Below are 20,922 nucleotides of genomic sequence, written 5' to 3'. Positions count from 1 at the left end.
CGAGCCACTGACGGGTGCTCGTCTCATCCGTCCCGGTGAACTGTCCCGCACGCCCGTCCGTCGTCACACGATGTGTTCGAACAGATGCGGCGCGTGCAAATGGGCTGAGGTTACTCCACGTACGGAAGCGGTTTCAGGCGGTTGCGGAATATGACACGGCGATGATCCGGTCGGACTAAGCTCGCCCGCGGCGCACCGAGTTGAGGCGTATTCGTGCGCTTGTTCCCAAACTTCCCGAAGATGCCGACAGATCCCTACAGAGGGTGCCCACATGGTGAGTGTTCAGTCCCCACCCGGTCGCCGAGAACTTCCCTACGCGCGTGTGCTGTTGTTGCCGGCGATACTGATGGCCGCGTCGACCGGAGCCGCCGTCGCCCTGGTGGCGGTGCAGGCCCGGCTCGCCGTCGGCGTCTGCGGAGCCGTCGCCACCCTCCTGGTGATCGCGACGGGAGCCGAGTCGGTACGCCGTGGGCGGCGCCTGCGGGAACTGCGCGAAGAGCGTGACCGGCGCGTGGCGTACCTGGAACGGCGGGTGGCCGGCCACGCGGAGGAGAACCGCCGTCTCGCCGAGGAGTTCGTGCCCAACGCGGTGGAGTGGCTGCGGGCCGGAAATTCCCCCAGGGAGGTGATGCGCGACTTCAGCGAGGGTGATCCCGACTTCCGCGAACTCGACGACGCGCAGCGGGCCGTGATCAGGAAGATCCTCGACATCGTCGACCACGAGGAGTCCCTGCGCGACTCGGCCCAGCGCTCCTTCGTCAGCATCGCCCGCCGCGTGCAGGCCATCGTCCACCAGCAGTCCGCGGAACTGCGGGAGATGGAGGAGGACCACGGCCGCAACCCGGAGGTCTTCGACGACCTGCTGCGCATCGACCACGGCACCTCACTGATCGGCCGCCTCGCCGACTCCATCGGCGTGCTGGGCGGCGGCCGGCCCGGCCGCAACTGGCCCCAGCCGGTCCCGCTGTACAGCGTGCTGCGCGGCGCCATGTCCCGGATCCTGGAGTACCGCCGCATCCAGCTCGACTCCATCGCCAAGGTGAACATCCGCGGCCTGTCCGTCGAGCCGCTCATCCACGCGCTCGCGGAACTCCTGGACAACGCCACCCGCTACTCGCCCCCGCAGAGCAAGGTGCACGTCAACGCCGTCGAGGTGCAGACCGGCATCGCCATCGAGATCGAGGACGCCGGCGTCAGCCTCAGCGAAGAGGCCCGCGCCAAGGCCGAACGCATGCTGGAGCAGGCCAAGGCGGGCGTGGACATCCAGGACGTCGGCGGCACCCCGCGCCTGGGTCTCGCGGTCGTCGGCCGTCTGTGCACGTCGTTCAACCTCCAGGTCTCGCTGCGCACCTCGGCCTACGGCGGCGTACGGGCCGTCCTCATCGTGCCGAGCGAGATGCAGACCTCCGACCCCGCCCCCGGCTTCGCGCACGGCATCGGAGCCACCGCCGTACCGCAGATCGACCTGAGCCAGATCGGCGAGGGCCCCAAGCGCCCGCCCAAGAAGCGCCGCCCCACCAACGCGCGTATCCCGGCCGGAGTCTCCCTGACCGACGACGAGGTGCCCGAGGTCACCGAGTGGACCGACCAGGGGCTGCCGCAGCGGCGCAGCAAGACCACGATCCCGATCACCCAGCGCTACGCCGAGGCGTACGCCGCGCAGGAGGCCGAGCGCCTGGGCAAGCCCGACCCGTTCGCCCAGCGCAGGCCGGAGCCCGAGCCGGAGCCCCAGAAGAAGCGGGAGCCCGGCCTGGCGTTCGAGGCCTTCTGGGAGGGCCTGGTCAAGGCGGCCCCGCCCGGCGTGCACCCGACCGACTTCACCCGTAATCCCACCGCATATCTGCACCTGATCGAAGACAAGGCCAAGCCCGGGGCCGACGATGAAGGGGACCTCACGTGATCCAGCAGCGCCAAAACTTCGACTGGCTGCTCAAGGAGCTCTACGACGGGGTTCCGGGCATCGAGATGATCGTGGTCCTCTCGGCCGACGGGCTGCGCATCGCCCGCTACGCCGGCGACCCCGACGCCGCCGACCGGGTCGCCGCCGCGTGTGCCGGCCTGCAGAGCCTGGCCGCCGCGGTGGGGCAGGAGATCCACTCGAGCACCGGTGAGATGGACATGGTCGTCATCGACCTGAGCGGCGGCTACTTCTACATGATGTCGGCCGGCGCCAACGCCTACCTCGCCGTCCTCGCCGACGTGCGCTGCGAGGCCAGCCGGATGAGCGGCATGATGCGCGACCTCGTGGTCCGGATCGGCGCCCATCTGACCAGCCCGCCCCGCCGCAACGGGCAGAGCGTATGACGCCTCCGCAACGCCGCCGGCGACAACCCCTGCCACAGCCGCCCCCGCCGCCCCCGCCGCTTCCGAAGGACGAGGCGGAGGGGGAGGGCAAGAACCCCGAGCGGCTGTACATCATCACGGGCGCGGACGGCGAGCGCGCACCCGTCGACCTGGTCACGTTAGTGGTGGCGCGTGCCGAACCGCCCTCGTCCGCCACCCCGGAGCAGACGGCGGTGCTGCGGATGTGCGCCGCCCCGCTGTCGGTGGCCGAGATCTCGGCCTATCTCGGCCTGCCCTTCAGTGTGGTGACGGTGTTGCTCACCGAGATGCTGGCGGCCGAACTCGTCCAGGCACGCGCCCCCATCGTCCGGCAGCAGCTCCCCGACCGTTCCCTTCTCGAAGCGGTGATGCATGGACTTCAACGGCTCTGACACGATCCCCGGCCCACGGGCCGAGGACCATCTGCCGCACACCACCACGGCCGCGGCGAAGATCGTCATCGTGGGCGGCTTCGGCGTCGGCAAGACCACCATGGTCGGCTCCGTCAGCGAGATCAGGCCGCTGACCACCGAAGAGACCATGACCCAGGCGGGCATCGGGGTCGACGACAACTACGGGTCCGAGACCAAGACCGCCACCACCGTGGCCATGGACTTCGGCCGGATCCGTATCACCGAGCAGGTCGTGCTCTACCTCTTCGGCACGCCCGGCCAGGAACGCTTCTGGTTCCTGTGGAACGGGCTGTTCGAGGGAGCGCTCGGCGCGGTCGTCCTGGTCGACACCCGCCGCCTCGAGGTCAGCTTCGAGGTCATGGGCCGGCTCGAGGAGGGCGGCGTGCCGTTCGTCGTCGCCGTCAACACCTTCCCCGACGGGCCCCGTTACCCCATCGACGACCTGCGCGCGGCCCTCGACCTGCCGCCCGAGATCCCGATCGTGGAGTGCGACGTCCGCCGCCGCGCCTCCAGCCGCGACGTCCTGATGACCCTCATGCGCTTCCTGCACTCCCTGGCCCTGACCCGCAGCCTCACCTGACCCGTACGGCAGCACCTCCCACACACCGGATTCAGCACAGTTTCGGAGCGACCCCCTGTGACTCCCGAACACCCCACCCCGAACGGCCCGCACGACCTCGCCCTGGACCCGCCGCCCGGCTGCCCCGCGCACGGCCGCGGTCCCGGCGGACTGGCCCGCCTCTACGGCCCCGGCGCGGAGGACCTGAACGAACTGTACGAGCGGCTGCGCGAGGAACACGGCCCCGTGGCGCCGGTCCTGCTCCACGACGACCTGCCGATGTGGATGGTCCTCGGGCACGCCGAGAACCTGCGCATGGTGCGTACCCCCTCGCAGTTCACCAAGGACAGCCGTATCTGGTCGCAACTGCTCGACGGCAGGGTCAGGCCCGACCACCCGCTCATGCCGCACATCGCCTGGCAGCCCATCTGCGCCCACGCCGAGGGCGACGAGCACAAGCGGCTGCGGGGCGCGGTCACCTCGGCCATGGCGACCATCGACGACCGCAGCGTGCGCCGCTACATCAACCGCTCCAGCCAGCGCCTGGTCAACCGCTTCTGCGAGGAGGGCCGGGCCGACCTGGTCGGCGACTTCGCCGAGCACCTGCCGATGGCCGTGATGTGCCATGTCCTCGGCATGCCCGACGAGTACAACGACAAGATGGTGCACGCCGCCCGCGACGCGCTCAAGGGCAGCGAGACGGCGGTGGCCAGCCACGAGTACGTGGTGGGGGCACTCGGCCGGCTCACCGCCCGCCGCCGCGCCGAGCCCGAGGACGACTTCACCAGCCACCTCATCGGCCACCCGGCGGAACTCACCGACGACGAGGTGAGGGAGCACCTGCGCCTGGTGCTGTTCGCCGCCTACGAGGCCACCGTCAACCTCCTCTCCAACGCGCTGCGCATGGTCCTCACCGACCCGCGTTTCCTCGCCCAGCTCAACGGCGGCCAGATGACGGTGGCGGAGGCGGTCGAGCAGTCCCTGTGGGACGAGCCGCCGTTCAGCACCATCTTCGGCTACTTCGCCAAGCAGGACACGGAGCTGGGCGGTCAGCGCATCCGCCGGGGCGACGGTCTCTTCTTCGCGCCCGCCCCCGGCAACGTGGACCCCCGGGTACGCCCGGACCTCTCCGCCCACATGCAGGGCAACCGCTCCCACCTCGCCTTCGGCAGCGGCCCGCACGAATGCCCCGGCCAGGACATCGGCCGCGCCATCGCCGACGTCGGCGTCGACGCGCTGCTGATGCGGCTGCCGGACGTGCAACTCGACTGTGACGAGGACGAGTTGCGGTGGACGATGTCCATCGCCTCGCGGCATCTGGTGGAGCTGCCGGTCCGGTTCGAGCCGAAGGACCAGCAGGACGTCAAGCACAAGCCGAGCCACGCCCCGATCCCGCCGCAGCGCCCGACGCGTCCGGTGAGCACGGAGCCGCGGCCCGCGCCGGCGCCCGCCCCCGCACCGGTGGCCGCCGCGGCCCCCGCACCGCTTCCCGCGCCGCCCGTCCCGCAGGCGACGGGACCGGTCCGCAGGCCCAACGCCTGGCGGCGCTTCCTGTCCTGGTGGCGCGGCTACTGAGCGGCGCCCGCCGACGGAGCGGCGGCCCAGCCGTCGTACGACGTCCAGGCCTCGAGCACCCGGCCGCTCCGCAGCCGGAGTTCCGTCCCCGTGAGCGGATCGGTGAACTCGAGCTCCCGCGCCAGCAGCTGAAGCGGGCGCCGGAAGTCACCGGCCGGCACGGGGGCGGCCACCTCCGGGTAGAGCGGATCGCCGAGGATGGGCACACCGAGCGCGTTCATGTGGACCCGCAGCTGGTGGGTCTGCCCGGTGGCGGGCAGCAGCCGGTACCGGCCCAGTCCCCGCGCACCGTGCTCGACCAGCTCGACGCGGCTCACGGCGTTCGGCTCGCCCGCCACCTCGTAGGCGGCCAGTACCCCGCGCTCCTTGACGATCCGGCTGCGCACGGTCCGGGGCAGGACGAGCTCCGGATCGTACGGCGCGACGGCCTCGTACACCTTGCGCACCCGGCGGTCGCGGAACAGCGACTGGTACGCGCCGCGCTCCTCGGGGCGCACGGTGAACAGCACGAGCCCCGCCGTCAGCCGGTCGAGCCGGTGCGCGGCGCCCAGCGCGGGGATGTCCAGCTCCCGCCGCAGCCGGGCCAGCGCGCTCTCGGTGACATGGCTGCCCCGCGGGGTGGTGGCCAGGAAGTGCGGCTTGTCGACGACGACGATGTGCTCGTCGCGGTGCACGATCTCCAGCGGGAACGGCACGGGCACCTCGGGCGGCACGTCACGGTGGTACCAGACGAACATCCCCGGTACGTAGGCCGCGTCCGGCGCCACCGCCCGCCCGTCGGCGCCGACGACGAGCCCGGCCTCCAGCAGCCCGTCCACGATCCCGGCCCGCGCCGGGCCCAGCCGCTCGACCAGGTGCTCCCGCACGGTGGCCCAGGCACCCTCGCCGGGCAGCCGGACCCGCACCGCGTCGATCCCGTCGCGCTGCGGCAGCGGGGAGGGCGGGGGAGGTGTACGGCGTCTCATCGGGGCAAGCCTACGGGCCGGAAAACCCGTTGGTCGGGCCGTGCTCCCTTGGCAGGATGCGGATCATGCCCTTCACTGCCGACGTCGTCCTGCCCGCCGGAACCCTGTCGGCGGTCCCCCAGCCCGTTCTGCGCACCGGCGACGGACTGCTGCTCCGCCCATGGCGGGCCGAGGACGCCCCCGCCGTGTACGCCGCCTTCCAGGACCCGGCCATGCACCAGTGGCACATCAGGGCCGCCGACTCCGAGGAGGAGGTGGCCGGCTGGATCGAGGAGTGGCGCAAGAGCTGGCCGGAGGAGCGGAACGCGCAGTGGGCCGTCGCCGACACGGAGACCGGCGAACTCCTCGGGCGGGTGGCGCTGCGCGGCATCCTGCTCGCCGAGGGCGTCGCCGAGGTCGCGTACTGGACGACCAGGGCGGCCCGTGGCCGGGGAGTCGCCCCCCGGGCCACGACCACTCTCACCCGCTGGGCCTTCGACGAGATCGGCTTCCACCGCCTGGAGCTGATGCACGCCACCGCCAACGAGGCCTCCTGCCGGGTCGCGGACAAGGCGGGCTTCCTCCTGGAGGGCACCAGGCGCAGCGCCGCCCTCCACCAGGACGGCTGGCACGACATGCATCTCCACGCACGCGTCCAGGGCGACTGACCGAGGCCCGCCGCGGGCGCGGGGCCGTCGACTCGTCGGCCCCGCGGCCCTGCGTACGAGAGCCGGTCGCCGACCCGACGCACGTGTCGGCCAGTCGCACCGCCCGGCGGCCGCCCCGGCGCACTTGCCCGTCCGACTGCCGGCCCGATACCCGTACCGGCTCGATACGGGTATCGGCCTTTCGTGCCGGTCCGACGGTCCGGCGGTCCGCCCGACGCGCACGCGTGTCCGAGCCGTGCGCCGGACCGCTTGGCCCCTGTTGGGTCCGTGGTCGGCTCATCGGCCGACGCGACTGCCCGTCCGGCGTGTCCGGCCGGCGGTCAGGCCGGCGCGCACATGGCTGCCCACGTGCGCGTCGGCCTGACGTGCTCGTCCGCCGGACGTCCGGCGCACCGTGCCCGCCGGGCTACGCGACCGCCGTCTCCGGTACGGCCGCCGCCGCAGGCGCCGATGTCCGCCTGCGGTAGGTCCGGAAGGCCACACCGACCGCGAGCGTCGCGCCGAGGAACAGCACGGTGAACCACTGGAAGTACCAGTGGCCGCCCGCCGGGTCGTACACCGCCGCGCGCGGCCAGGCCAGGTTGACCGTCATCAGCAGGCCGTAGAGGAGCGCTAGGGCGTTCACCGGGACGCCCCAGCGGCCCAGGGAGAACAGGCGGGCGCCCGTCTCGTCCGTGCCGGCCGAGGAGAACCGGCCGCGCAGCCGACGCACCAGCAGCGGGCCGGTGACCATCGCGTAGGCCAGGTACAGCATCACGATGCAGGTCGTGCCGATGGCCAGGAAGGCGTCCGGTGAGGCGAAGTTGAGCGGCAGCAGGGCGGCCGCGAGGACGCCGACCACCAGCGCCGGGGCGCTCGGCATGCCGGTACGGGGGTTCACGCGTGCGAGGCGGCCGGAGAACGGGAGCTGTCCGTCGCGGGCCATGGAGAACAGCATCCGGCAGGCCGCCGTCTGGATGGCGAGCGTCGCCACCGCGATCGCGACCACCACGTCCGCCAGCAGCAGTTTGCCGACCCCGTCGCCGAGGCTGCTGGTGAGGACGTAGCTGAGGCCGTCGACCCCGAGGCGCCCGTCGGTGAGGCTGGGCGCGGCCAGCAGTCCGCCCAGCACGATCAGCCCGCCGAGCAGGCCGGCCGCGCCGAGCGCGGTGAGGATCGTGCGGGGCGCGGTGCGCCGCGGGTGGTGCGTCTCCTCGCTCATCTCGCCGGCGCTGTCGAATCCGATCATCACGTACGCGGCCGTGAACGAGCCGACGAGCAGCGCCCCGAACAGGCCGCTCTGCGCTGCCCCCGTGGTGTGGAAGGTGATGCTCGGAGTGCGCTCCGAGTGGGTGAGCAGCAGCACGACGATGAGGAGGGCGCCGATGATCTCGGCGGTCACGCCGACCCGGTTGATCACGGACATCACGCGGTTGTCGACGAGGTTCACGCACGTGGTCAGCGCCAGCAGGAGCACGCCGAGCAGCGCCGCGTTGGCCGCGCCGTCGGGTGAGGTGGGCGCCGGGTCGGTGCCGATCAGCTGGAACCCCGACCAGATCGCCGGCAGCACCATCTGGAGCGCCAGCGCGGCCGCGGCGACCACGACGATCTGTCCGATCACCATGATCCAGCCGGCGAACCAGCCGAAGGAGGGCGTCGACAGCCGTGACGACCACTGGTAGATCGCGCCGGAGATCGGATAGCGCGCCGCCAGCTCCGCGAAGCAGGCGGCGACCAGCAACTGACCGACCAGCACGACCGGCCAGGCCCAGAAGAAGACCGGGCCGCCGAAGGCGTACCCGAAGGCGAAGAACTGGAAGACGGTCGTCAGGACGGAGATGAAGGAGAACCCGGCGGCGAACGAGGCGTACCGGCCGAGGCTGCGGTGCAGCTCCTGGCGGTAGCCGAACTCGGCGAGGGAGCCGTCGCCCGGGTCGGGGGAGTGCGGCGGGTCGGGGCGTACGTCGGAAGGGGTCGTTGTCGTCACGGCGGAACCTGCCTTGGGCCCAGAGGGACGTAATTCCTGTCGGGCGACAGAAATTAGGGACGCGCTGTTTCGTACGCGTCACGCCGCCGTGTCCGGGGCGGGCCCAACTCCTCACGCCCCCGCGCACCTCACCCGCCATCGCGTCACATCGCGTCTCCGGCACCAGGTGGTCGAGGTGGGCGGCCGCGCCGAAACCGCCCGGCACCACGACGTGAGCGCGCCCACCTCCGACCTGGGGGTGGGCATGGGCACGCGGGCAACCTGTGGGCGACATGGGGACGCCGGAGGAGATTCAGCGCGGCATCCGCAACCGTTTTCCGACCACCCCGGCCATCCGGGCGGCGCTGATGAACGGCGCTGTCGTCCACGACGGCATCGTCACCGCTCTCCAGCCGGCCGTCATCGTGCCGCTGGGCCTGGCGGGCGCTGCGGAGCACCCGGGCGGGATCGTGGGCGTCGCGGTCCTGGTCGGCGCCTCGGTGCTGCGGGGCACGGTCTTCGGGGCGCTGTCCCACGCCCTGGGTGTGCTGGTGCGGGAACGGGAGTCGAGGATCGGCGTCGGCGTCGACACGTTCCTGCTGCTGCCGCTGCCCTTCGTCTCCGGCGCGGTCATGGCGCCGGACCGGATGCCCGGCTGGATACGGCGAAGACCCGTTTCGACCCGCTCGACGGGGCGTTTGCCGCGGGCCGTTCGGCCTTGTCCGCGGACCCGGACCGGAGCGTGGTGTTGCCGCGCTGCGGTGCGTTCCTCGCGCTCGCGGCGGCGGCCGTGTGGGTCTCGATCCGGACGTGCTGGTCGTACCGGCGGTCGGTACGGCCACGGGCCGGGGCGGGCCCGGGGTCGCCGGGGCGGCCCGCGCCACGAGGGCGGGCCGCTTACGCCCAGGTCACGCGGCCGGTGCCGCGCCCTCCTGCTCCGCCTCCACCCGCGCGTTCCAGTCCCGCTTCGAGGCCTGCCAGCCGTCCTCGTTGTGGCCGAGCCGCCAGTAGCCGGAGATCGACAGGTCCTCGCGGGGGATCTGAAGCTCGACGCGCAGGAGTTTGCGCAGCTCCTTCACGCAGGCGGCCTCGCCGTGCACGAAGGCGTGCAGGCGGCCCTCGGGGAACTCCAGCGCCCGTACGGCCTCGACGAGCCGCTCGCCGATCGGCCGGTCGCCGCGGTGCAGCCAGACGATCTCCACGTCGGAGTCGACCTTCTGCTCCTCCTCGGGGCCCGACACCTCGATGAAGGCGTGGGCGACGCTGCCGGCGGGCAGCGACTCCAGGGCGGCCGCGATGGCCGGCAGGGCGCTCTCGTCGCCGGCCAGCAGATGCCAGTCGGCGGCGGTGTCGGGCGCGTAGGCGCCGCCGGGGCCCATGAAGCGGACCGTCTCGCCCGGCTGGACGCGCGCGGCCCACGGCCCGGCCAGGCCCTCGTCGCCGTGGACCACGAAGTCCAGGGTCAGTTCGCGCAGTTCGGCGTCCCAGTTGCGCACGGTGTAGGTCCGGGTCACGGGCCACTGCTCGCGGGGGAACTCGGCCCGGATGCGCTCCAGGTCGAAGGGCTCGGGGTAGGTCACGCCCTCGGGGCCGAAGAGCAGTTTGACGTAGTGGTCGGTGCAGCTGCCCGCGGTGAACTCGGCCAAGCCCTCGCCGCCGAGGACGACGCGCTGCATATGGGGGGTCAGCCGTTCGGTGCGGACGACCTGCGCGGAGTGGGGCTTCCGCGGCTTCCGTGCCGGACGTTCTGCCATGACGGCCTCCCATGAGGGTATGGTTAGGGTTACCTAAGTTAGCATCTCTCCCCCCGGTGATGCCCGTCCCTTTCGAGAGGTCGACTCACCTCTCATCCGGATCTCATGCAGAGAATGGCTCCCGGACTCCGCGATCGTCGGTCCTCGGCACGGGGGCGACGCTCACGCGCGCGGGGCGCCCAGCGTCGTCAGCAGCCGCTGGAGCGACCCGCCGAGGCCCCAGCGCCGCGCCAGTGCCTCCAGTGTCGCTCCGTCCCGCGGCGCGCGCGGCAGGGCGGTGTCCACGTCCGGCAGCGGCACGTCGTCGGCGACCTCGACCACCTTCGGTGCGACGGCGAGGTACGGCCGCGCCTCGTTCAGCCGGTTCCGCTGGGACGGGGTGAGCTTCGCCCGGGGGTCGTCGACCGCTGCCACGATCCCGGCCAGGTCGCCGAACTCGGCCAGCAGTTTGGCCGCGGTCTTCTCTCCGATGCCCGGCACGCCCGGCAGGCCGTCGCTCGGGTCGCCGCGCAGCAGCGCCAGATCCGCGTACCCGCTCCCGTCGACGCCGTACTTCCCGCGCAGCCACGCCTCGTCCGTGAGCTGGAGCGTGCCGACGCCCTTGAGCGGGTACAGCACGCGCACTCCACGTGCGTCGTCCACCAACTGGTAGAGGTCGCGGTCGCCGGTGACGATGTCCACCGGGCCCTTCGCCCGCCCGGTGAAGGTGCCGATCACGTCGTCCGCCTCGTAGCCCGCGACGCCCACCCGTGCGATGCCGAGCGCGTCCAGGACCGCCTCGATGATCGGCACCTGCGGCGAGAGCGTGTCCGGCACCTCCTCCTCGTCCGGCCCGGACTCGCGCACCTCGGCGACACGGTGCGCCTTGTAGGAGGGGATCAGGTCGACCCGCCACTGGGGGCGCCAGTCGGCGTCCATGCAGGCGACGAGCCCGTCCGGCCGGTGGTCCTTCACCAGCCGGTCGATGAATTCCAGCAGCCCGCGCACGGCGTTCACCGGAGTGCCGTCCGGCGCCTTCACGGAGTCCGGGACGCCGAAGTAGGCGCGGAAGTAGAGCGAGGCGGTGTCGAGGAGCATCAGTCGTCCGGTCACGCCCCGCATCATGCCGCACGCGTGCCTCGACCATCGGCGCGTATCCACTCCCGTGGCATGAGTGAACCTCCTGTGAAACTTGCTGTGAACCGAGCCACTCCTCCGTTTGTACGCCGTGAAGAAGCCGATCGTCGTCGCCCTCTGGTCGCCGCACGGGGCGTACAGCGACTACGACCTGAAGAAGCTCGGGGATCCCGAGGGCGCCTGGGGCAAGCGAGACGGCGTGCACACCGTCGCCCGCAAGGGCTTCGCCGCCGACAGCCCCGAGGTCGGCGAGTGGCTGAAGAACTTCAGCATGACCGAGGCCCAGCTCACCGGTCTGGAGGCGCGGATCCGGAAGGCCGGCAAGGGCAAGGAGCAGGACGCGGTCCGGACCTGGCTGAAGAAGAATCCAGCTCTGGTCGAGAAGTGGGTACCGGTCACCGATTCGGGGCAGGAAAGCCGGGCGGCCCGGTGACCTGACAGCACCGTGACCGCCCGACGAGGGGCGGGCACCGACGCACGGCCTTCCGGGCCGGCGTCGGGGCCCGCCCCTCGTGTCGTCCGGGCGCGTTCCTCCCTGTTCCGGCGGCGCGCACCGCCCGCCACGGCGCCGGCCGGCGCCAGGTCGGCCCACCCCCCGGCACGGCAAGGATCCGGCCAAGTACGGAGAGCTACGCCCGCACCCGGGCCGGGGTCTTCGCGAAGCCGGGGACGAGCGGGAACATGCGCGGCCGTCCGCGCATTGAACCGTAGAGCCGCAGTGCGGGTCCGTGCCCGGCGCATCCGGGGGGCCGATCGGCTGGCGCGAACTGTGAGGTCCGGTGTGACGCCCGGTGTCCTCGATGTGACGGGCGCGTGAAACGGTTTGCCGAACATGCGTAGGGTGCAGACAACTCCTCGGAGGGCGTGGAGGACGTCACGGCAGCGACGAGCTAAGGAGGGAGCCGAAGCGATGGGCGACCACAAAGAACAGCCCCTGCGGGTGGGCGCGGCCGTGCGGCGCCGACGCCGGTCCCTGGAGCTCACCCTCGCCGTCGTGGCCGAGCGCAGCGGCCTGTCCGTCCCGTTCCTCAGCCAGATCGAGAACGAGCGCGCACGGCCCAGCACCAGCTCCCTGGAGAAGGTCGCCGACGCCCTGCGCACCACGGCCGTCGAACTCCTCGCCGCCGCCGACCCCGCGTGCAGCGTGGACGTCGTACGCGCGGAGGTGAGCGAGCCGGCATCCGAGCCGCGCTCCCGGTCCCTGGTGCGCGGACACCACCAGATGCACGCCTCGGAGTTCACCGGCGACCATGAGGCCGGCCGTGAATTCCAGTACCGCAACGACCAGTTGATGTACGTGGCCGACGGCGCCGTGGAGATCGAGGCGGAGGGTCGCGCCTACCGTCTCGGTCGCGGCGACACCCTGTACCTCACCGGTGGGGTCCGCCATCGCTGGCGGGCGACCGTGCCGGACACCCGGGTGGTCGTCGTCGCCGTGGCGGAGCACATCGAGGCGGTACGGGACCGGGACCGGGGCCGGAAGCGCTAGTGCGGATCGTCTCGCTGGTGCCGTCGCTCACGGAGGCGGTGGCCCGCTCCGTGCCCGGCGCCCTGGTCGGCGTCACCGACTGGTGCACCCACCCGGCGGACCTGGGCGCCACCCGGGTCGGCGGAACCAAGAACCCCCGGGTCGACCGGATCGTCGGCCTCGCCCCCGACCTGGTGATCGCCAACGAGGAGGAGAACCGGGAGCCGGACCTGGCCGCTCTGCGAGCGGCCGGCCTCGACGTGCTGGTGACGGAGATCCGGAACGTCCCGCAGGCCTTCGGTGAGCTGGCACGCGTGCTCCGGGCGTGCGGGGCGCCCTCGCGGCCGGAGTGGCTCGACCAGGCGGAGAGGGCCTGGGCGGCGCCGCCGGCGTTCACCCGCCGCAGGACGGCCGTGGTACCGATCTGGCGCCGCCCGTGGATGGTCCTGGGCCGCGACACCTTCGCCGGGGACGTGCTGGCCCGCCTCGGCGTCGACCAGCTGTACGCCGGGCACGCCGAACGCTATCCGCGGATCCCCGCCGGGGAACTCCTCGCCGCCGCGCCGGACCTGGTCGTCCTGCCGGACGAGCCCTACCGCTTCACCGCCGACGACGGCCCGGAGGCCTTCCCCGGGCTGCCCTGCGCCCTGCTCAGCGGACGGCACCTGACGTGGTACGGCCCGTCGCTCGCGGAGGCGCCGAAGGTGCTGGGCGAGGCGCTGCGAGCAGCTCACCGCTGACCAGCCCGCGGACGGTGTGCGCGGCGGCCACGATCCACGCGGCGACGAGGACGACGTACAGCGCGCAGGCGAGCACGTCGTAGACGACCAGCCCGGTGTGCCGGGCCAGCGCCGCCGCTCCGGTCACACAGGTGCCGACCGGGAAGGTGAACGCCCACCAGGTCATCGCGAAGTCCATCCCGTGCCGGCGGGCCCGCGCCACATGCGCGGTGGCCAGGCCCAGCCAGAGCAGCGCGAACCCCATGACGGGCACCCCGTACAGCATGGCGAACACGGCGAGACCGCGGCTGTCCGGGCCGGGCAGGATCCCCGGAGCGACCTCGGCGAACTTCCCGACGGCGGTGGTGGACTGCCCGAGCGGGCCGAGGACGAGGAACAGGGTCGGGGTGAGGGCGAGAGGCAGCGGGCCGCCCGTCAGCAGCCGCCCGAACACGAGCGGCAGCATGACGAACGTGGCGAGCAGGCTCAGTCCGAACAGCGCGAAGCACGCCAGGAGCAGCGTCTGCCGCGGCTGCCCGGCCGGCAGGTACGGCACCAGCAGCGGTCCGAGCGCGGCGGACACCATGGGCGCGACGAGCGGCAGCAGCCACACGGGCGTCGCGTCCGATGCCCGCACACGATGGCGGACGGCCATCAGATACGGGACGGCCGCGGCGGCCGTGAGCGCGACCGCCGTCCCGACGGTGAACAGCACGGCGTCGAGGGCGACCGCGGCCCGGATGCCGATCAGGTCCCGGCCGACGACGACGGCGCCGCCCCCGACGGCGAGCAGCGCCATCGCCGTACAGCCGTGGAAGGGCGCCGTCGCCGGATCCAGCAGATGGGCGCGGGCCTGGTCGCGGTGGTGGCGCCAGTGCAGGGCACGGGCGCCGAGCAGGGCCGACAGCAGGACGAAGGAGAGGACCCAGCAGGCGGTGAGGAGCGATCGCAGCCCCGGAGGGTGCGCGGGGAGCGCGGCTCCCGCCGGGGCGAGGATCGCGGTTCCCATGACCGTGGCGTACCAGTTCGGTCCGAGGTGACGGACGGCGCCGGCGCGGGCACGGGGGAGGGCGTAAAGGGGCTGGGCGGCGGTGACCATGGCTCCACGGTCGCCCCGTCGTCCGGCCGCGACCAGGGAGTATGACTCTATGGGGGCATAAGCTGGGTTTATGGGGAGTGTCGAGGAACAGCGCGCGGACACCGCGCCGGGGTCGATCGCGCACCGCGTCCCGGACCTGGGCGCGCTGGAGCTGCTGCTGGCGGTGGCACGGCTGGGCAGCCTGGGCGCGGCCGCGCGGGAGCTCGGCATCACCCAGCCCGCCGCCAGCAGCCGGATCCGTTCCATGGAACGCCAACTGGGCGTGGCCCTGGTGGACCGGTCGCCGCGCGGTTCCCGGCTCACGGACGCCGGCGCGCTGGTGACGGACTGGGCGGGGCGGGTCGTCGAGGCGGCACGGGCGTTCGACGCGGGAGCGCAGGCGCTGCGGGTCCGCCGTGACTCCCGGCTCCGGGTGGCGGCGAGCATGACGATCGCCGAGTACCTGCTGCCCGGCTGGCTGCTCGCGCTGCGCGCCGGGCGGCCGGACACGGCGGTGTCGCTGCTCGCGGGCAACTCGGCGGCCGTCGCCGAGCGGCTGCTCTCCGGGGAGGCGGACCTCGGCTTCGTCGAGGGCCTCACGGTGCCGCCCGGCCTGGACTCCGCCGTGATAGCCCACGACCGCCTGATCGTCGTGGTCGCGCCCGCCCACCCGTGGGCCCGCCGCCGACGGCCCCTCCCCGCCGCCGAACTGGCCTCGACGCCGCTGATCCTGCGCGAGAAGGGCTCGGGGACCCGTCAGGTGCTCGACACGGCGCTGGGCGGCCTGGCCCGGCCGCTGATCGAGCTCTCCTCGACGACAGCGGTCAAGGCGGCGGCGGTCAGTGGGGCGGGGCCCGCGGTGCTGAGTGAGCTGGCGGTCGGTGAGGAGCTCGCCATGCGGCGGCTGGTGAAGGTGCCGGTGGAGGGGGTCGCGCTGGCGCGCGATCTGCGGGCGGTGTGGCCGACCGGGCATCGGCCCGCGGGACCGGCGCGGGAGCTGCTGTCGCTCACCCGGGGGTAGGTTCTTCGCCCCGCCGCCAGCCGCCCGCCGCCCGTCCCTCTCCCGTCTGCGGGGGCTGTGCCGCAGGACCTCCCGTTTCTGGCCCGGGCTCCCTGCCGACCCTGAACGGGCCTCGTCCTCACGGGGCCGACCGGCCGGATCGCGCCGCCGTCACCAGGGCGCGCATGACGCGTGCGTCCTCGTCCATCTCCGGGTGCCACTGGACACCCAGTACCCAGGCCGCCGACGGCAGTTCGACGGCCTCCACGGTGCCGTCCGTCGCGTACGCCGACGGGATCAGGCCCGCGCCGAGACGGTCCACGGCCTGGTGGTGATAGGCCGGAACGGAGGTCTCCTCCTCGACGGCCCCCGCGTACCGGGTGCCGGGGACCGGCTTGACCGGGTGCCTGCCGAAGGCGCCGACGACCTCCGCGTGCCCGTCGATGTGCTGCGTCAGGGTGCCGCCGAGCGCGACGTTCAGCAACTGCATCCCCCGGCAGATGCCCAGCAGCGGCAGATCGGCCGCCAGCGCGGCCTCGATCAGGGCCAGCTCCCAGGCGTCCCGTTCCCGCGCCGGCGGCCCGGTGCGCGGGTGCGGCTCGGCGCCGTAGCGGACCGGCTCGACGTCGGGCCCGCCCGCGATCACCAGGCCGTCGAGGCGGGCCACGGTCGCCGCCGCGTGCTCGGGAGCGTCCGGCGGGAGCATCGCGGCCAGCCCGCCGGCCCGCTGCACCAGCCGTGGATAGCCGACGGGCAGCAGCACGGCGTCCAGCGCCCACACGCCCCAGCGTGCCGCGGACTCCAGATACGTGCTGACGCCGATCAGCGGCCGTGAGCCGTCCGTCATGTGCCCTCCCGCTCCCGCAATGGACCGTGGTCGTACCATTTCACGCGAGGAAGCCCCTGAGCAGGGCCGCCGTCCCCGCGCAGTGCTCCCGCGTCATCTCCCGGGCCCCGTCCGCGTCACCGTCCAGCACCGCCTCGACCAGCGCCAGGTGCTGGCGCTGCGAGTGCTCCAGGTTGCGGACGAGGAGCGGGATGCAGTCGAGCAGATCGTTCACCGTGGCCCGGACCGCCGCGTACCGCGCGGTCAGCGAGGGTGAGCCGCACAGCTCGGCCAGGGTCAGGTGGAGCATCGTGTCCAGGCGGCGGTAGTCGGCCAGCGGCGCGTCCGCCGTGTCGGCCAGGGCGTCGCGCAGGCGCTCCGCCTGTTCGTCCGTCAGCCCGTGCGTCGCGCACAGGCCCGCGGCGCCCACCTCGAGCACCTCGCGGAAGCGCAGCACGTCCTCGATGTCGACCTCCGCGATCCGCCGCCGCAGCTCGTCCTCGCCGCCGGCGTCCGCACGCGGCAGCACGAACGTTCCGCCGTAGCGGCCCCGACGGGACTCGACCAGTCCCTGGTCCTGGAGGACCTTCAGCACCTCGCGCAGCGTCACCCGGCTGATCCCGAGCCGCTCCGCCAGGTCCCGCTCGGCCGGCAGCCGTTCGCCCCCGGGCACCAGGCCCAGTCGCACCACCTGGAGTATCTGCTCCAGCGCCTCCTCGAAGCCGTTCCCGGCCCGCACCGGCCGCAGTACCGGCGTCAGCCGGTCGTCCGGTCCGCCGTCAGCGTCCACCGGCATCTGGCCGCGCCCCCTTCCCAAGCAATGGTTCTCGGCAATACCTTATGGCTCCCGGCCCGCCCGCAGAAGACGAAGGAGCCGGGGAAGCCGAAGGAGGCCCTCCCGTGGCAGACCGCACACCCCCGCTCAGCGTCGAGGAGCTGCACGCTCACGTCGCGAGCGGTGAGATCGACACTGTCGTCCTGGCCTTCCCCGACATGCAGGGACGTCTCCAGGGCAAGCGGTTCGCCGCCGGATTCTTCCTCGACGAGGTCCTCCGGCACGGCACCGAGGGCTGCAACTACCTCCTCGCCGTCGACACGGAGATGAACACCGTCGAGGGCTACGCGATGTCCTCCTGGGAGCGCGGCTACGGCGACTTCGCCATGCGCCCCGACCTGTCGACCCTGCGCCGGGTGCCCTGGAACGCCGGTACCGCCATGCTGATCGCCGACCTGGCCTGGAACGACGGCTCGCCCGTGGTCGCCGCCCCGCGCCAGATCCTGCGCCGCCAGCTGGAGCGCCTCGCCGGGCTCGGCCTGACCGCCCAGGTCGGCACCGAGCTGGAGTTCATCGTCTTCAAGGACAGCTACGAGGCCGCCTGGGACGCCAACTACCGCGGCCTCACCCCGGTCAACCAGTACAACGTCGACTACTCGGTGCTCGGCACCGGCCGGGTCGAGCCGTTGCTGCGCCGCATCCGCAACGAGATGGCCGGCGCCGGACTCACCGTCGAGTCCGCCAAGGGCGAGTGCAACCCCGGCCAGCACGAGATCGCCTTCCGCTACGACGAGGCCCTGACCACCTGCGACCAGCACGCGATCTACAAGACCGGCGCCAAGGAGATCGCCGCCCAGGAGGGCGTCTCACTGACCTTCATGGCCAAGTACAACGAGCGCGAGGGCAACTCCTGCCACATCCACCTCTCGCTCACCGACGCCGACGGCGCCAACGTCATGGCGGGCGAGGGGGAAGGGGGGATGTCCGACGTCATGCGGCACTTCCTCGCCGGACAGCTCGCCGCCCTGCGCGACTTCTCCCTCCTCTACGCCCCCAACATCAACTCCTACAAGCGGTTCCAGCCGGGCTCCTTCGCCCCGACCGCCGTCGCCTGGGGATACGACAACCGCACCTGCTCCCTCCGCGTCGTGGGCCACGGCCGTTCGATGCGCTTCGAGAACCGGCTGCCCGGCGGTGACGTCAATCCCCACCTCGCGGTCGCGGGCCTGGTCGCGGCCGGCCTGTACGGCATCGAGCAGAAGCTGGAGCTGCCCGAGCCCTGTCCCGGCAACGCCTACGCCGCCGAGTACGCACACGTCCCGACCACCCTCCGCGAGGCCGCCGAGCTCTGGGCGGCCAGCCCCATCGCGCTGGCCGCGTTCGGCGAGGAGGTCGTGGCCCACTACGGCAACATGGCGCGTGTCGAGCTGGAGGCCTTCGACGCGGCGGTCACCGACTGGGAGCTGCGCCGCTCCTTCGAACGTCTCTGACGCAGCCGCCCGTCCCCCGCGCGTGAAAGGCCCTTCCTTGTCCGGTCCCTCCCTGTCCGGTCCTTCCTCGTCCGGTCCTTCCTCGTCGGACCCGCAGTCGCTGCCGCACGAGCTGATCGTTCTCAACCCGGCCACCGAGGAGGTCGTCGCCACCGTCCCGGCCGCCGACCCGGCCGACGTGGACCGGGCCGTCACCCGCGCCGGTGGCGCCCAGAGGGCCTGGGCGGCAGCCGCCCCCGCCGACCGGGCCCGGCTGCTGCGCCGCTTCGCCGACGTCGTCGACGCCCACGTCGAGGAACTGGCGCTCCTCGAGGTCCGCGAGGCCGGTCATCTTCTCGGCAACGCCCGCTGGGAGGCCGGCAACGCCCGCGACCTGCTCCTCTACGCCGCCGGCGGCGTCGAACGGCTCCTGGGCCGCCAGATCCCCGTGCCCGGCGGCTGGAACATCACCTTCCAGGAGCCGCTCGGCGTGGTCGGGGTGATCGCTCCGTGGAACTTCCCGATGCCCATCGCCGCCTGGGGCTCCTTCCCGGCCCTCGCGGCAGGCAACGCCGTGGTCCTCAAGCCCGCCGAGACCACCCCGCTCACCGCGCTGCGCCTGGCCGAACTGGCGCTGGAAGCGGGCCTGCCGGAGCACCTCTTCCAGGTACTGCCCGGCCACGGAGCGGTCGCCGGCCGCGCGCTCGTCGACCATCCCGGCGTGGCGAAGATCGTGTTCACGGGCTCCACCCGCACCGGCCGTGAGGTCATGGAACGCTGCGCCCGGCAAGTCAAGCCGGTCACCCTGGAACTCGGCGGCAAGAGTCCCAACATCGTCTTCGCCGACGCCGACCTGAAGGCCGCGGTCGACCCGTTCTCCTTCCTCGACAACTCCGGCCAGGACTGCTGCGCCCGCACCCGCGTACTCGTCCAGGAATCGGTCTACGACGAGGTGGCCGACCACCTGGCGCGGGAACTGGCCGCCGTGACGGTCGGTGACCCGGCGGACGAGAAGACCCGGATGGGCCCGCTGATCTCCCGGCAACAGGTGGACCGCGTAAGGTCGTTCGTACCGGACGACGCCGAGGCGCTGCGCGGCACCGCGCCCGACGGCCCCGGCTTCTGGTTCCCGCCGACCGTCCTCACCGGCGCGGCGCCCGACTCGCCCGCCGCCCGCGAGGAGATCTTCGGCCCCGTCGCCGTACTGCTGCCCTTCACCGACGAGGCGGACGCGATCCGGCTCGCCGACGACACCCCCTACGGCCTCTCCGGCTCCATCTGGACCCGGGACGTCGGCCGGGCGCTGCGCGTCTCGCAGGCCGTCCGGGCCGGCAATCTGTCCGTCAACTCCCACTCCAGCGTTCGCTATTGGACCCCCTTCGGCGGCTACAAGCAGTCCGGCGTCGGCCGGGAACTGGGTCCGGACGCCCTGACCGCCTTCACCGAGACCAAGAACGTCTTCATCAGCACGGAGGGCCCCGCACAGTGACCGCATCCTCTGACGAGATCATCTGCCGCCGTCTGGTCGGCCGCACCGCCGTCATCACCGGAGCCGGCAGCGGCATCGGCCTCGCCACCGCGCGCCGGCTCGCCTCCGAGGGCGCGCACGTCGTCTGCGGCGATGTCGACGAGACCCGCGGCAAGGCCGCCGCCGACGAGGTCGGGGGCACCTTCGTGAAGGTCGACGTCACCGACCCCGAGCAGGTCGAGGCGCTGTTCAGGACGGCTCACGACACCTACGGCAGCGTCGACATCGCCTTCAACAACGCCGGCATCTCCCCTCCCGACGACGACTCCATCCTGGAGACCGGCCTCGAGGCCTGGAAGCGCGTCCAGGAGGTCAACCTGACCTCCGTCTACCTGTGCTGCAAGGCGGCGATTCCCTACATGCGGCGTCAGGGCAGGGGCTCCATCATCAACACGGCGTCCTTCGTGGCCCGGATGGGCGCCGCCACCTCGCAGATCTCGTACACCGCGTCCAAGGGCGGCGTCCTCGCCATGTCCCGTGAGCTGGGCGTGCAGTTCGCGCGGGAGGGCATCCGAGTCAACGCCCTCTGCCCGGGTCCGGTCAACACCCCGCTGCTCCAGGAGCTGTTCGCCAAGGACCCGGAGCGGGCCGCCCGCCGACTGGTCCACATTCCCGTCGGCCGGTTCGCCGAGGCCGAGGAGATCGCCGCCGCCGTCGCCTTCCTGGCCAGCGACGACTCCTCCTTCGTCAACGCCTCCGACTTCCTGGTGGACGGCGGGATCTCCGGGGCCTACGTGACTCCGCTGTAGGCCGCCTCGCGCCG

General features: G+C 72.6%; 20 protein-coding genes and 1 pseudogene. 13 read left to right on the top strand and 8 right to left on the bottom strand.

The features are described 5' to 3' along the window. Nucleotides 1–271 precede the first annotated feature (271 nt). From QF030_RS10275 to QF030_RS10255, 5 genes are read left to right on the top strand one after another with little or no spacing between them, the layout of a single operon-like run. Nucleotides 272–1,900 carry a sensor histidine kinase gene (locus tag QF030_RS10275; protein ID WP_307162342.1) on the top strand — a complete coding sequence of 543 codons (1,629 nt, stop codon included), beginning with the start codon at nt 272–274 and terminating at the stop codon, nt 1,898–1,900. After that, nucleotides 1,897–2,304 (top strand): roadblock/LC7 domain-containing protein, encoded by a 408-nt coding sequence (locus QF030_RS10270; RefSeq protein WP_062646899.1) that lies wholly within the window; start codon nt 1,897–1,899, stop codon nt 2,302–2,304. Before QF030_RS10275 ends, QF030_RS10270 begins: the two co-directional genes overlap by 4 nt. Further along, nucleotides 2,301–2,714, top strand: a complete 414-nt coding sequence (locus tag QF030_RS10265; RefSeq protein WP_307162341.1) for a DUF742 domain-containing protein — start codon at nt 2,301–2,303, stop codon at nt 2,712–2,714. Before QF030_RS10270 ends, QF030_RS10265 begins: the two co-directional genes overlap by 4 nt. Continuing rightward, nucleotides 2,695–3,315 (top strand): GTP-binding protein, encoded by a 621-nt coding sequence (locus QF030_RS10260; protein WP_020128348.1) that lies wholly within the window; start codon nt 2,695–2,697, stop codon nt 3,313–3,315. The genes QF030_RS10265 and QF030_RS10260 overlap by 20 nt, the downstream gene beginning before the upstream one ends. A 57-nt stretch (nt 3,316–3,372) precedes the next feature. Next, complete coding sequence (locus QF030_RS10255) at nt 3,373–4,869, top strand: cytochrome P450 (protein ID WP_307162340.1); 1,497 nt, start codon at nt 3,373–3,375, stop codon at nt 4,867–4,869. Here the strand turns inward: QF030_RS10255 and QF030_RS10250 are convergent. Beyond that, complete coding sequence (locus QF030_RS10250; protein ID WP_307162339.1) at nt 4,863–5,834, bottom strand: pseudouridine synthase; 972 nt, start codon at nt 5,832–5,834, stop codon at nt 4,863–4,865. The two genes, QF030_RS10255 and QF030_RS10250, sit on opposite strands and share 7 nt — an antisense overlap. A 56-nt stretch (nt 5,835–5,890) precedes the next feature. Between QF030_RS10250 and QF030_RS10245 the strand changes: the two genes are divergently transcribed. After that, nucleotides 5,891–6,481 (top strand): GNAT family N-acetyltransferase, encoded by a 591-nt coding sequence (locus QF030_RS10245; protein WP_373428753.1) that lies wholly within the window; start codon nt 5,891–5,893, stop codon nt 6,479–6,481. Between the two features lie 406 nt (nt 6,482–6,887). Here QF030_RS10245 and QF030_RS10240 read toward each other — a convergent pair whose 3' ends face one another. From QF030_RS10240 to QF030_RS10225, 4 genes are all read right to left on the bottom strand, one after another. Beyond that, nucleotides 6,888–8,447, bottom strand: a complete 1,560-nt coding sequence (locus QF030_RS10240; protein ID WP_307162337.1) for an amino acid permease — start codon at nt 8,445–8,447, stop codon at nt 6,888–6,890. Nucleotides 8,448–8,739: 292 nt separating this feature from the next. After that, nucleotides 8,740–9,060, bottom strand: coding sequence for a hypothetical protein (locus QF030_RS10235; RefSeq protein ID WP_307162336.1), 321 nt, complete (start codon nt 9,058–9,060; stop codon nt 8,740–8,742). Nucleotides 9,061–9,334: 274 nt separating this feature from the next. Beyond that, complete coding sequence (locus QF030_RS10230; protein WP_307162335.1) at nt 9,335–10,180, bottom strand: siderophore-interacting protein; 846 nt, start codon at nt 10,178–10,180, stop codon at nt 9,335–9,337. 162 nt (nt 10,181–10,342) lie between these two features. After that, entirely contained in the window at nt 10,343–11,284 is a 942-nt protein-coding gene (locus QF030_RS10225; protein WP_307162334.1) for a 5'-3' exonuclease, read from the bottom strand. A gap of 85 nt (nt 11,285–11,369) precedes the next feature. Between QF030_RS10225 and QF030_RS10220 the strand changes: the two are divergent. The 3 genes and pseudogenes from QF030_RS10220 to QF030_RS10210 form a co-directional block, all read left to right on the top strand. Continuing rightward, nucleotides 11,370–11,729: pseudogene (locus QF030_RS10220) on the top strand (glycine betaine ABC transporter substrate-binding protein); the annotation flags it as partial. Between the two features lie 477 nt (nt 11,730–12,206). Further along, nucleotides 12,207–12,785, top strand: coding sequence for a helix-turn-helix domain-containing protein (locus QF030_RS10215; protein WP_307162332.1), 579 nt, complete (start codon nt 12,207–12,209; stop codon nt 12,783–12,785). Next, nucleotides 12,785–13,504 carry a helical backbone metal receptor gene (locus tag QF030_RS10210; RefSeq protein WP_307162331.1) on the top strand — a complete coding sequence of 240 codons (720 nt, stop codon included), beginning with the start codon at nt 12,785–12,787 and terminating at the stop codon, nt 13,502–13,504. Before QF030_RS10215 ends, QF030_RS10210 begins: the two co-directional genes overlap by 1 nt. Here QF030_RS10210 and QF030_RS10205 read toward each other — a convergent pair. Further along, nucleotides 13,416–14,582, bottom strand: a complete 1,167-nt coding sequence (locus QF030_RS10205; protein WP_307162330.1) for a TDT family transporter — start codon at nt 14,580–14,582, stop codon at nt 13,416–13,418. The genes QF030_RS10210 and QF030_RS10205 overlap by 89 nt on opposite strands. Nucleotides 14,583–14,652: 70 nt before the next feature. Here QF030_RS10205 and QF030_RS10200 point away from each other — a divergent pair, with 70 nt between their 5' ends. Further along, the gene (locus QF030_RS10200) at nt 14,653–15,582 is read left to right on the top strand and encodes a LysR family transcriptional regulator (RefSeq protein ID WP_307162329.1); all 930 of its coding nucleotides are present in this window, start codon (nt 14,653–14,655) and stop codon (nt 15,580–15,582) included. 118 nt (nt 15,583–15,700) lie between these two features. Here the strand turns inward: QF030_RS10200 and QF030_RS10195 are convergent, their stop codons facing one another. Continuing rightward, nucleotides 15,701–16,408, bottom strand: coding sequence for a gamma-glutamyl-gamma-aminobutyrate hydrolase family protein (locus QF030_RS10195; RefSeq protein WP_307162328.1), 708 nt, complete (start codon nt 16,406–16,408; stop codon nt 15,701–15,703). 40 nt (nt 16,409–16,448) lie between these two features. Further along, nucleotides 16,449–17,183, bottom strand: a complete 735-nt coding sequence (locus tag QF030_RS10190; RefSeq protein ID WP_307162327.1) for a FadR/GntR family transcriptional regulator — start codon at nt 17,181–17,183, stop codon at nt 16,449–16,451. Nucleotides 17,184–17,287: 104 nt separating this feature from the next. Here QF030_RS10190 and QF030_RS10185 point away from each other — a divergent pair, with 104 nt between their 5' ends. The 3 genes from QF030_RS10185 to QF030_RS10175 all read left to right on the top strand — a co-directional run bounded on the left by QF030_RS10185 (nt 17,288) and on the right by QF030_RS10175 (nt 20,908). Next, entirely contained in the window at nt 17,288–18,652 is a 1,365-nt protein-coding gene (locus tag QF030_RS10185) for a glutamine synthetase family protein (protein WP_307162326.1), read from the top strand. Between the two features lie 100 nt (nt 18,653–18,752). Beyond that, entirely contained in the window at nt 18,753–20,120 is a 1,368-nt protein-coding gene (locus tag QF030_RS10180) for an aldehyde dehydrogenase family protein (RefSeq protein WP_307167529.1), read from the top strand. Continuing rightward, entirely contained in the window at nt 20,117–20,908 is a 792-nt protein-coding gene (locus QF030_RS10175; RefSeq protein WP_307162325.1) for a 3-oxoacyl-ACP reductase, read from the top strand. Before QF030_RS10180 ends, QF030_RS10175 begins: the two co-directional genes overlap by 4 nt. Nucleotides 20,909–20,922: the final 14 nt, after the last annotated feature.

The sequence above is a fragment of the Streptomyces rishiriensis genome (assembly GCF_030815485.1).
Classification (GTDB): domain Bacteria; phylum Actinomycetota; class Actinomycetes; order Streptomycetales; family Streptomycetaceae; genus Streptomyces; species Streptomyces rishiriensis_A.
This window is presented reverse-complemented; position numbering and strand designations above follow the sequence as displayed.